Genomic DNA, 12,378 nt, shown 5'->3' with positions numbered 1-12,378 from the left:
AATTAAGCTTTTAATTTTGACATTGCAATTTCAGCCGCTGCAATCGTCGCTTCAATATCTGCATCACTATGTGCTGTCGATAAGAATAGACCTTCGAATTGAGATGGTGGCAAGAATACACCTTGTTCTACCATTTCACGATAGTAAGCCGCAAAGAATTCTAAGTTTGAAGATTTTGCTGCATCGTAATTAATAACTTGTTCATCTGTAAAGAAGATACCAATCATAGAACCCGCACGGTTAATATGATGCGGAATGCCATGTTTTTCAGCCGCTTTACGTAAGCCAGCTTCTAACATTTCAGCTTTACGCTCAAATTCTACATATGATTCTGGCGTTAACTGTACTAACGTTTCATAACCTGCTGCCATTGCAAGTGGGTTACCTGATAAAGTACCTGCTTGGTAAATCGGTCCGCTCGGTGCAACTTGGCGCATAATTTCTGCTTTACCACCGTATGCTCCTACTGGTAAGCCACCACCGATTACTTTACCTAAACAAGTTAAATCAGGTGTTACACCGTAATAACCTTGTCCGCAATTATAAGCAACTCGGAATCCTGTCATGACTTCATCAAAAATAAGCAATGCACCATTTTGCTCTGTTACTTCACGAAGACCTTCTAAAAATCCTGGTTGCGGAGGAACAACACCCATATTTCCTGCTACTGGTTCTACAATTATACAAGCAATATCATCACCAAATTGTTCGAAGGCGTATTTCACACTTTCTAAATCGTTATACGCTACGGTAATCGTATTTTTCGCTACACCTTCTGGTACACCAGGGCTATCTGGTAAACCTAGCGTCGCCACACCAGAACCCGCTTTAATTAATAATGAATCACCATGACCGTGGTAACAACCGATGAATTTCAAAATTTTGTTACGACCTGTATAACCACGAGCTAAACGTAGCGCACTCATTGTCGCTTCTGTTCCAGAGTTAACCATACGTACAATCTCAATTGATGGTACGCGCTCAATAACAAGTTTCGCTAATTTATTCTCAATTTCCGTTGGGGCACCGAAGCTTGTTCCTCTTTCAGCAACAGATTTTAAAGCTTCAACAACACGATCATTCGCATGACCATGAATTAAAGGACCCCATGATAATACGTAATCGATGTATTCATTTCCATCGACATCATATACTTTAGAGCCTTTTCCGCGCTCCATAAACAACGGATTCATACCAACAGACTTAAAAGCACGAACGGGGCTATTTACGCCACCAGGCATTAAATCTTGCGCCTCTTCAAACGCCGCAATCGACTTATCAAACTTTTTCATTATTTAGCGCCTCCTTCTTGTAACCATCTTGCTGCATCTTTTGCATGATACGTAATAATTAAATCCGCTCCTGCACGTTTCATGCTAATTAATTTTTCAAGTACAACTTCTTTTTCATTAATCCAACCATTTTGCGCTGCTGCTTTAATCATCGAATATTCACCACTTACGTTATAAGCAACTACTGGTAAATTAAAGTTATTTTTCACATCACGAACGATATCTAAGTAAGAAAGAGCTGGCTTTACAATTAAGAAATCTGCCCCTTCCATTACATCTGATTCTGCTTCACGGAATGCTTCCATACGGTTCGCTGGATCCATTTGATATGTTTTACGATCACCAAATTGCGGGGCACCGTGCGCCGCATCACGGAATGGTCCGTAAAATGCTGATGAATATTTCACAGCGTACGACATTACTGGTACGTGTCCAAAACCATTTTCATCTAATGCATGGCGAATTGCTGTTACGAATCCGTCCATCATGTTTGATGGCGCAATAATGTCCGCTCCTGCTTTCGCTTGGCTTACAGCTGTTTTCGCAAGAACTGCAAGAGACTCGTCATTTAAAATAATACCATCTTCAATTACACCGCAATGACCATGGCTTGTGAATTGACATAAACATGTATCTGCAACTACTACTAGCTCAGGGAATTCACCTTTAATTTGCTTAATTGCACGTTGCACAATTCCATGATCACAATATGCTGATGATCCAACTTCATCTTTTTCAGCAGGTAAACCAAATACAATAACAGAACGAATACCTAAATCAACAACCTCTTGCATTTCAGCTTGCAATAAATCTAAAGACATTTGATATACGCCTGGCATAGAAGGCACTTCATTACGAACATTTTCTCCTTCTAATACAAAAATAGGGTAAATAAAATCTTCCGTATGTAAAAACGTTTCACGCACAAGCGCACGCATATTACCGCTTTGTCTTAAGCGACGATGACGATTAAATTGTAAAGAGTTCATAGATTTCTATCCCCATTCTTTTATTTTATAGATTCACAAATGCATTGTAGTAATGCTTCTACAGTGTACTCTTTCGGTATAATAACATGTGGAAAATAAAGGATCGCCTCTTTTTCCGTAATAGGCCCTATACAAGCAATTGTACAGTTTTTTGTCCATTCTCTCCAGTTTGTACCCTCAAGTAAACGAACAAAACTAGTAACAGTTGAAGGGCTTGTAAATGTAATAATGTCTACTTTTCCTACTTCTAACGCTACTATAAGCTCTTGCCTTTTCCCTACATTCTCTTTCGTACCATATACGATTAGCTCATCTAGAGAAACACCAATTTCGCGAAGTGCAACTGGAATTACATCTCTTGCTAAATTCCCTTTCGGAAATAAAATGCACTCGTTTCCACTTAGTCTTTTTACAAACTCTTCTGCAAATACTTCTGCAACAAATGAAGTTGGAACGAAGTCCACTTGATAGCCCCACTTTTCTAACTCTAACCTTGTTTTCACGCCTACTGCAGCAATTTTAGTCTTTGCGGGTAGCTTCTTTGTCAAACTATCTAGAAAAAAAGCTACCCCATTTTTACTCGTAAAAATAACCCAGTCATACGAATGCAGCTGTCCTGCTATATGTTGAATTTGCCTATGAGCCATACCTTCCATACGCAAAAGCGGAATTTCCAATGGAATTCCGCTCTTTTCTTTCACCGCTACACTCATTTGTTTCGCTTGATGCTGGGCACGTGTAATTAATACCGTTTTGCCAGCGAGAGCGTTCATATTTATTGTTGCCCCTTATTTGCAGCAAGAATGAGTTCTTTGGCGCCTTGTTTAATTAAACGGTCCGCAGCCTCTAATCCTACTTCCTCTGGATTAGTTCCTACTACTGTCTCTTTCAATAAAATAGAACCGTCCATAGAACCGACAAGAGCTGTTAATTCGATTGCATCATTTTCTGTAAGAGTTGCATATCCAGCGATTGGAACTTGGCAGCCACCTTCAAGTTTATGAAGAAATACTCGTTCTGCCGCCACTGTTCTTTCTGTTACTGCATCATTCATATGCGCTAACAACTGTAGTAAATCCTTATCATCCTCACGGCATTCAATCGCTAATGCACCTTGTCCTACAGCAGGTACACATAACGTCTCATCTAAATGTTCTGTAATAACTTCATTATCCCAGCCCATTCTTTGTAATCCAGCTGTTGCTAAAATGATTGCATCGTAATCTTCTTCTTGTAATTTACGTAAACGTGTATCGATATTTCCTCGAATCCACTTCACTTGTAAATCTGGTCTCGCAGCTAATAATTGTGCACTGCGTCTTAAGCTACTCGTACCTAAAATAGCGCCTTCTGCTAACTCTTTAAACGATGCTCCGCTTTTTGAGATAAAAGCATCACGAGGGTCAACACGCTTCGGTGTACAACCAATCATTAATCCTTCTGGAAGTACGGCCGGCATATCTTTCATACTATGTACAGCCATATCAATTTCTTTCGTAAGTAACGCATGTTCAATCTCTTTAACAAACAAGCCTTTTCCGCCTACTTTTGAAAGAGTAACATCTAAAATAACATCACCTTTTGTGACGATTTCTTTCACTTCAAATTCATATGGTAAACCTAGTGCTTTTAACTGATCAATAAACCAGTTTGTTTGCGTTAATGCTAATTTACTCTTTCGTGACCCTACAATAATTTTGCGCATAATTCTCTCTCCTCATTATAAATACCAAAAGTGGAAGTTGGATAAACTGCTTAATAGAAAAATATTGATTAGCATTACGAGAAATGCTCCGATGTTCCACTGCACGATTTTCTTCCCTTGCAACACATCTGCCACTCGTAAATATAGGCCAGCACAATATACAAATAGAACGACAAAAGACCCAATCACTTTCGTATCATACCAATGGAAATTGTCCAATTTCGTATATCCCCATATGCATCCTAATAAAATAGCTAGTAAGAAAAATGGAACAGAAAATAAATTTAATCCGTAAGACATCGATTCTAACTTCGGTAAATTCCCTAACCTTCTTAATCTCGCATTCCATTTTTTCTTTTTTAATAGGCGATATTGCAATAAATACATAATAGAAAAAATGAACGATACAGTGAAAGTTGCATAAGAAATAATAGCCATACCGACATGTACATATACAAGTTCTGAAACTAATTGCTCTGCCAGTACCGGCGACATCTTTCCGAGCGGTGTAAAAATAGAAAAAGCGCTTACGCCAAATGCGACAACATTTGTAAAAAAGACTAAAAAGTCAATTCTCATAAATCGATTAATGACTAACGACATCGTAATCAATAGCCAAACATAAAAATAAATCCCTGATAATAAAGTTAATATAGGGTTCGTTTCTGAATCTGTAGCCCTGAGTAACATAAAGATAGACTGCAGAACCCATACAATCGAAAGTAACCAAAAAGCAAATCGGTTCGCCTTTCGGTTACTTTGGAAATAATCTATAAAATATAAACTAATGCTACAAGCATATAAAATAATTGCAATATGATAAATAATACTGTTATTTAAAAAACTCATCCGATCATCCTTCCAAATTATAAAGATGGAACGGATGGTGTCCACGCTCTTTTATGTTCTACTTCTTCCGCACAACTCTCTACATCTTCCATTTCCAAGTCAAAAATCTTTGCAAATAACGCTAATTTTTCGTCTGCTCCCTTTTCAGCGGCTATCTCTTTCGCTACTAAAATTGGGTCTTTCAATAATTGATTAATAATACTTTTCGTATGCTTACTAATTACTTTTCTCTCACGATCACTAAGATTCGGTATTTTTCGTTCCAAGCTTTCCATCGTTTCACTTTGGATAGCAAGTGCCTTATCACGAAGAGCTGCTATTAACGGAACAACACCAAGTGTACTTAACCACGTTTTAAATAAAACAATTTCCTCTTCAATCATAAATTGAATTTTCTCTGCTTCTTTCAAACGCTCAGCACGATTTGCTTCCACTACTCCTTGCAAATCATCAATGTCATATAAGAAAGAACCTTCTAGTTCATCAATCGCTGGATCAATATCACGTGGCACTGCAATATCCACCATAAATAACGGACGACCAGAGCGCATTTTCTCTACCTTTGTCATCATCTCTTTCGTAATAACATATTCAGATGCACCAGTTGAACTAATTAAAATATCTGCTTCTAATAATGCACATTGCAATTCACTTAAAGGCTTTGCATGTCCCATATATTTCTCAGCCATTACTTCCGCTTTCGTAAACGTCCTATTCATGACTGTTACTTTTCGAGCACCGCTTCCATATAAGTTTTGCAGTGCCAGTTCACCCATCTTACCAGCACCAAGAATAAGCACATGACAATCTGTTAACTCACCAAATATTTTCTTTCCGAGCTCAACAGCAGCATAACTAACAGACATCGCACTTTCACCAATCGTCGTTTCTGAGTGCGCACGTTTCGCTAACGTAACCACCTGCTTAAACAACTCATTAAAAATTGTGCCTGTCGCTTTTACTTGTTGCGCTTCTAAAAAGCTATCTTTTATTTGGCCTAAAATCTGTGTTTCTCCAACTACCATAGAATCTAAACCGCACGTCACGCGGAATAAATGATCTATTGCACCGTCTTGTTCAAAAATAGTTAAATATGGTGCGACTTCTTCTATTTCAAACTGAAACCAATCAGCTAAAAACTTCTTAATATAATACCGTCCCGTGTGTAATTGATCGACAACAGCGTAAATCTCAGTGCGATTACAAGTTGATACAATGACATTCTCTAACACGCTCTTTTGATTTTGTAATGTAGTCATTGCTTGCTCTAGCTCTGCTGCCTGAAATGTGAGTTTCTCACGAAATTCTACAGGGGCTGTTCGATAATTTACACTAACAACAAGAATATGCACGCAGCATGTCCCCCTTCACCCGTTTTATCACTTTATCTACTATCATAATACAACTTTCCTCTTATGAATCTGACAATCGTGTGAACAACCGATTATTTTTTATTTATTCTCCGTATGTAATAAAGGAGATTCAGTAAAACTAATAAAGATTTTCTACTTTATAATGATTATAAATTAATAACTCTATTTGTACGTTACCAAAAAAAGCCCTCATAATCAAGTGATGGAAACTATTCCATATGAATTATAACATCATCTTTCCTATCTTCTTTCATCATGAAGGAAAATATGTATGATTGTTCCAAATTGTAGCACAAACTTTCTCAATACAATGTATTTGACATTGTATTTCTTTTTCGTTATATTGGTTTTACAAAATTAAATTGCGCAAAACTTAATTAGGGAGGAGTTATGTATGACAGAGAATTCTTTACATCTAGATAACCAACTTTGTTTTTCTATTTACGCCTGTTCTAAAGAAGTTACCCGCTTTTATCGACCATATTTAGAAGAGATGGGTATTACGTATCCCCAGTACATTACTTTACTCGTACTATGGGAGCAAGATGGACTAACAGTAAAAGAAATTGGAGAACGTCTATTTTTAGATTCCGGTACGTTAACACCTATGTTAAAACGAATGGAATCATTAAAACTTGTAAAACGCGTTCGTTCCAAAGAAGATGAGCGCAAAGTTTGTATTAAATTAACAGAACAAGGTAAAGATTTAAAAGAAAAGGCTTGTTCATTGCCGACAACAATGGCAACAAATTTAGGAATTACAGAACAAGAATATCGTTCTTTATTAATTCAATTAAATAAACTAATTGAAACAATGAAAACAATTAATGATAGAAAAGGGGAATAAACATGGATAAATTATATACTGCTTCAGTAACTGCTACAGGTGGAAGAAACGGAAGAGTAATTTCAGATGATGGCATATTAAATCTTGATGTAAAAATGCCGAAAGCACTAGGTGGTGCAGGCGGAGAGGCAACGAATCCAGAACAACTATTTGCTGCTGGTTATGCCGCTTGTTTTGATAGTGCATTACAACTTGTCATTCGTACAAAACGTGTGAAAGTAGAAAGTACAGAAGTAACTGCTCACGTTTCTATCGGAAAAGATACAGATGGTGGTTTCGGCCTATCTGCTGTACTTGATGTACACGTTGCTGGCGTCTCTCATGCCGAAGCACAAGAACTTGTAGAAGCCGCTCACGGTGTATGTCCTTATTCGAAAGCAACAAGAGGTAATATCGAGGTTACATTAAACGTAAGATAAAAAAATTTAGTAAATAAAAAAAACGCGCGACATTCGTCACGCGTTTTTTGTTTTTGTCATTCTATGAATTGCCTTCCACGCTTCTTCTTTTCCAAGTCCTGTTTCAGAAGAGAATAGAACGATTTCATCGCCAATTTCAACAGCAAGCGTTTCTTTTACAACTTTTAAATGCTTTTGCCATTTCCCTTTCGGAATTTTATCGGCTTTCGTCGCAATAATAATTGTTGGGATTTCATAATGTTTTAAGAAATCATACATCATCACGTCATCATTTGTTGGTTGGTGACGTAAATCAACTACTAATACAGCTGCGTCTAATTGCTCACGCGTTGTAAAGTAAGTCTCAATCATCTTGCCCCATGCTGCGCGCTCTGTTTTAGATACTTTCGCATATCCATAACCTGGAACGTCAACAAAATGCATCATCTCATTGATTAAGAAAAAGTTCAACGTTTGCGTTTTCCCTGGTTTAGAAGAAATACGTACTAACTTTTTACGATTTAAAATTTTATTAATAAAGGAAGACTTCCCGACATTTGAACGACCCGCTAATGCAATTTCTGGTAAATCACTGTCTGGATATTGTTCTGGTTTAACAGCACTAATTACAATATCTGCTTTTGTTACTTTCATTGTTTCACTCCTACTAATGCGTGCTCCAATACTTCATCTAAATGAGATGCAAGCACAAACGTAAGGTTTTCTTTTACGCTTTCTGGAATATCATCTAAATCTTTCTCGTTTTCTGCTGGCAAAATAATTTTTGTTAAGCCTGCGCGGTGAGCACTTAATGTTTTTTCTTTTAAACCACCAATTGGTAATACACGACCACGAAGTGTAATTTCACCTGTCATCCCCACTTCTTTACTTACAGGAATACCTGTTAGCGCAGAAATAAGTGCCGTTGCCATCGTAATACCTGCTGACGGTCCATCTTTTGGAACTGCTCCTTCTGGAACATGAATATGAATATCATTTTTCTCATGGAAATTCGGATCAATCTGAAGCTCTTCTGCACGAGAACGAATATAGCTAAACGCTGCTTGTGCGGATTCTTTCATAACATCCCCAAGTTTACCCGTTAAAATTAATTTCCCTTTACCTGGCGCTACAGACACTTCAATCGCAAGTGTATCACCGCCTGCTGCTGTATACGCTAACCCTGTTGCCATACCAACTTGGTCTGTTTTTTCGGCTTGCCCATAACGGAATATGTGCTTACCAAGTAGATCAACAATGTTTTTCTCTGTTACTACAATGCGCTTGCGTTCTGCTGTAACGATAATTTTTGCTGCTTTACGACAAACTTTTGCGATTTGACGCTCTAGTGTACGAACACCAGCCTCACGTGTATAATAACGAATAATTTCAAGAAGTGCTTCATCACGTACTTGTAAATTACCTTTTCGTAAGCCATGCTCTTTTAATTGTTTCGGCAATAAATGTTCACGGGCAATGTGAACTTTTTCAATTTCTGTATAGCCAGCAATCGAAATAATTTCCATACGGTCAAGCAACGGACCTGGAACACTTGAAAGTGTATTCGCAGTTGCTACAAACATAACTTTCGATAGATCATACGGTTCTTCAATGTAATGATCACTGAAGTTATGGTTTTGTTCTGGGTCTAACACTTCAAGTAATGCCGCTGATGGATCTCCACGGAAGTCGTTAGACATTTTATCAATCTCATCTAATAAAAAGACTGGATTAACTGTTTTCGCCTTTTTCATACCTTGAATAATGCGTCCTGGCATCGCTCCAACGTACGTACGACGGTGACCACGGATTTCCGATTCATCACGTACACCACCAAGGGATACACGGACAAAATTACGATTTAATGATGTTGCAATCGAACGCGCTAACGAAGTTTTCCCGACCCCAGGAGGTCCTACTAAGCAAAGGATAGGTCCTTTTAATGAATTCGTTAACTTCTGTACAGCTAAATATTCGAGTACGCGCTCTTTCACTTTCTCAAGACCGTAATGATCTTTGTTCAAAATCTCTTCAGAATGAGCAAGATCAATCATATCTTCTGTCGCTTCTGTCCATGGAAGTGCTAATAACCAATCCATATAATTGCGAATAACACCGCTCTCCGCAGAACTTGCTGGTAACTTTTCATAACGGTCTAATTCTTTCAGTGCGGCCTTCATTGTTTCTTCAGGCATCCCCGACTGTTCAATTTTCTCACGAAGTTCTTCAACTTCCCCGCCCTTACCTTCTTTATCACCAAGTTCAGTTTGAATCGCCTTCATTTGCTCACGTAAGAAATACTCTTTTTGCGTGCGCTCCATTGAACGTTTCACTTTTTGTCCAATTTTCTTTTCTAAACTAAGTAACTCTTGTTCATCTTGAATAATTGAAATAAGTGTATGTAATCGTTCCTTCACAGATACAATCTCTAAGATTTCTTGTTTCTGCTTCGTTTTAATCGGCAAGTGAGAAGCTATTAAATCAGCTAATCTTCCTGGCTCTTCTACATCAGCTACCGTTGCAAATGTTTCATTTGAAACTTTTTTCGAAACTTTAATATATTGTTCGAAATGCTCGAGTAATGTACGCATAAGAGCTTTCTCTTCTAGATCATCTTCCACTTCTTCAGTTACCGTTTTGATAGAAACCTGCACTACATTCTCTTCTTCGATAAACTCTACTACTTCAGCTCTATGTAAACCTTCTACAAGGACACGAAGCGTACCGTTCGGCAATTTTAACATTTGCTTCACTTTCGCCACTGTACCTACACTATATATGTCATCTTCTTTCGGATCATCGATATTCATTTCTTTTTGCATCGCTAAAAAGATGATATTTTCATCCATTGCCGCCTGCTCTAGTGCTTGTATCGATTTATCACGTCCTACATCAAGATGCAGAACCATCGTTGGATATACGAGAACGCCTCTTAATGGTAGGAGGGGTACGATTCTTTCATTCGTATTCATACTAGACATAGCACCTCCATAATAAATTAAACTCCTGTTCAACTATTTTATATTACAATACATCTAGATGCAATTGCAGAGATTTTCCGCAATTGTAAATCTCTCGTTTTTTCTCCCTTTTAAAAAGGAAAAGAGACTCCGCTTAAGCATACAAACTTAAACGAAGTCTGGCAAATTTTATTATCATTCATTCTCACATTGATTGTGCATCTGTTTCGTCTACAGTAGTATGTATATCAAGGTCTCGATGCATATTTTCCTGCATAAATGTTAGCTCAAATACTTCTTTTAACTTACGAACAGGAATGATTTCAATTCCTTTTATTGTATACAAAAACGGTTGCATGTTTTCAGCAGGAATGATGACTTTCTTAGCACCTGCTTTTTTCGCGGCTTTTATTTTTGCGTACACACCACCAATAGGTTTCACTTCCCCGTGTATACTTATCTCACCGGTCATCGCTACTTCATTACTCACATACGTACGATGCACTGCTGAATATACACCTGTTGCCATAGCAATACCTGCCGAAGGCCCATCAATTGGGATACCACCTGGAAAATTAATATGTATATCGTACCCTTCTGGCAATACATCTAGAGAACGAAGTACTGTTAATACATTATCTACAGAACCTTTCGCCATACTTTTACGGCGAATGGATTTCGTTTGACTACCAATACTTTCCTCTTCCACAATCCCGGTAACATTTACGGATCCTTTATCTTTCGCCTTGATTGCTGTTACTTCAATTTCTAATAACGCGCCTGTATTTGGTCCGTATACAGCAAGTCCATTTACAAGACCGATTCTCGGAATAGGATAAATACGTTTTTCATATTTCGGTGTAAGTTGACTAGAGTGAACAACCCACTCTATATCTTCATCTTTAATGAAAGAACGTTCTTCATTTATTGCCATACCAGCAGAAATTTGTACAAGGTTAATCGCTTCTCGTCCATTTCTTGCATACATCCCGATCATTTCAATACCATTTTTACCTATTTGCATTTCCACTTTATCAGCTGCATTCTTCGCTACTTTTTGAATCTCTTCTGTATCTAACTCACGGAAAAACACTTCTAAACAGCGTGACCGAATAGCAGGAGGAATCTCCTCTGGCGAACGTGTCGTCGCCCCAACTAAGCGAAAATCGGCTGGCAAACCTTTTTGAAAAATATCATGTATATACGTTGGAATCATCGAATTTTCTTCACTATAGTACGCACTTTCCAAAAATACTTTCCGATCTTCTAACACCTTTAACATTTTGTTCATTTGAATTGGATGTAATTCACCAATCTCATCAATGAACAAAATACCACCATGCGCATCTGTTACAGCCCCTTTTTTCGGCTGTGGGATACCCGCTTGCCCCATTGCACCTGCCCCTTGATAAATCGGATCATGGACTGAACCAATTAATGGGTCTGCAATACCACGTTCATCAAATCTTGCTGTCGTCGCATCAAGTTCGATAAATGTTGCATTCGTACGAAATGGAGATTTCGGATTGCGTTTCGCTTCTTCCAATACAAGACGTGCTGCCGCTGTCTTCCCGACACCTGGCGGACCATATATAATTACATGTTGCGGATTCGGACCACAAAGAGCCGCTTTTAACGACTTAATCCCGTCCTCTTGCCCTACAATATCTAAAAAGGATGTAGGACGTACCTTCTCCGCAAGCGGCTCTGTTAAAGAAATCTCACGCATTTTACGAAGCTGTTCTAATTCTTTTTTCGATTCTCGATCAATTGAAACTTTTTGTGTTCGCTGATTTCGAAGTAAATGCCAAAAATACAATCCGACAATTACACCAAAAACAAGTTGAACAAGTAAAAATATATTTGTCCAGCTCATAATTTATTTCCTCCCGCAATGTTTTATCATTTAGTATTTCCGCGGAGGAACATAGCTAAACATAAAGAAAAACAGCAATTATAAAAATT

Annotated in this window: 11 protein-coding genes; 2 read left to right on the top strand and 9 right to left on the bottom strand. The window is 38.0% G+C overall.

Going from position 1 to position 12,378, the window contains the following annotated elements:
- Nucleotides 1–2: 2 nt before the first annotated feature.
- From hemL to hemA, 6 genes are read right to left on the bottom strand one after another with little or no spacing between them, the layout of a single operon-like run.
- The gene (gene hemL / locus MNO09_RS07505; RefSeq protein WP_000712956.1) at nt 3–1,292 is read right to left on the bottom strand and encodes a glutamate-1-semialdehyde 2,1-aminomutase; all 1,290 of its coding nucleotides are present in this window, start codon (nt 1,290–1,292) and stop codon (nt 3–5) included.
- Nucleotides 1,292–2,281, bottom strand: a complete 990-nt coding sequence (hemB, locus tag MNO09_RS07500; protein ID WP_001087076.1) for a porphobilinogen synthase — start codon at nt 2,279–2,281, stop codon at nt 1,292–1,294. Before hemB ends, hemL begins: the two co-directional genes overlap by 1 nt.
- Before the next feature lie 20 nt (nt 2,282–2,301).
- Nucleotides 2,302–3,054, bottom strand: a complete 753-nt coding sequence (gene hemD, locus MNO09_RS07495; RefSeq protein WP_241950106.1) for a uroporphyrinogen-III synthase — start codon at nt 3,052–3,054, stop codon at nt 2,302–2,304.
- Nucleotides 3,055–3,056: 2 nt separating this feature from the next.
- The gene (hemC, locus tag MNO09_RS07490; RefSeq protein WP_001226427.1) at nt 3,057–3,986 is read right to left on the bottom strand and encodes a hydroxymethylbilane synthase; all 930 of its coding nucleotides are present in this window, start codon (nt 3,984–3,986) and stop codon (nt 3,057–3,059) included.
- Between the two features lie 15 nt (nt 3,987–4,001).
- Nucleotides 4,002–4,835: a cytochrome c biogenesis protein gene (locus tag MNO09_RS07485; RefSeq protein WP_000008998.1), complete on the bottom strand. Its 834-nt coding sequence runs from the start codon at nt 4,833–4,835 to the stop codon at nt 4,002–4,004.
- A 17-nt stretch (nt 4,836–4,852) separates the two neighbouring features.
- Nucleotides 4,853–6,187 (bottom strand): glutamyl-tRNA reductase, encoded by a 1,335-nt coding sequence (gene hemA, locus MNO09_RS07480; protein WP_000547843.1) that lies wholly within the window; start codon nt 6,185–6,187, stop codon nt 4,853–4,855.
- A 415-nt stretch (nt 6,188–6,602) separates the two neighbouring features.
- On the opposite strand from hemA, the gene MNO09_RS07475 reads away from it, so the two are divergent.
- On the top strand, nt 6,603–7,055 hold the full coding sequence (locus tag MNO09_RS07475; protein ID WP_000138543.1) for a MarR family winged helix-turn-helix transcriptional regulator: 453 nt from the start codon (nt 6,603–6,605) through the stop codon (nt 7,053–7,055).
- Between the two features lie 2 nt (nt 7,056–7,057).
- Nucleotides 7,058–7,474, top strand: a complete 417-nt coding sequence (locus MNO09_RS07470) for an organic hydroperoxide resistance protein (RefSeq protein WP_000359787.1) — start codon at nt 7,058–7,060, stop codon at nt 7,472–7,474.
- Between the two features lie 36 nt (nt 7,475–7,510).
- On the opposite strand, the gene ysxC is transcribed toward MNO09_RS07470, so the two are convergent.
- The 3 genes from ysxC to lonB form a co-directional block, all read right to left on the bottom strand.
- Entirely contained in the window at nt 7,511–8,107 is a 597-nt protein-coding gene (gene ysxC, locus MNO09_RS07465) for a ribosome biogenesis GTP-binding protein YsxC (protein WP_000869124.1), read from the bottom strand.
- Nucleotides 8,104–10,434 (bottom strand): endopeptidase La, encoded by a 2,331-nt coding sequence (lon, locus tag MNO09_RS07460; RefSeq protein WP_241950105.1) that lies wholly within the window; start codon nt 10,432–10,434, stop codon nt 8,104–8,106. The genes ysxC and lon overlap by 4 nt, the downstream gene beginning before the upstream one ends.
- Before the next feature lie 184 nt (nt 10,435–10,618).
- Nucleotides 10,619–12,289: an ATP-dependent protease LonB gene (gene lonB / locus MNO09_RS07455; RefSeq protein ID WP_000119165.1), complete on the bottom strand. Its 1,671-nt coding sequence runs from the start codon at nt 12,287–12,289 to the stop codon at nt 10,619–10,621.
- Nucleotides 12,290–12,378: the final 89 nt, after the last annotated feature.

The organism is Bacillus sp. N5-665, from assembly GCF_022637375.2.
GTDB classification, from domain to species: Bacteria; Bacillota; Bacilli; order Bacillales; family Bacillaceae_G; genus Bacillus_A; species Bacillus_A wiedmannii.
The sequence above is the reverse complement of the archived record's forward strand: the minus strand, read 5'-3'. Positions and strand labels throughout refer to the sequence as shown.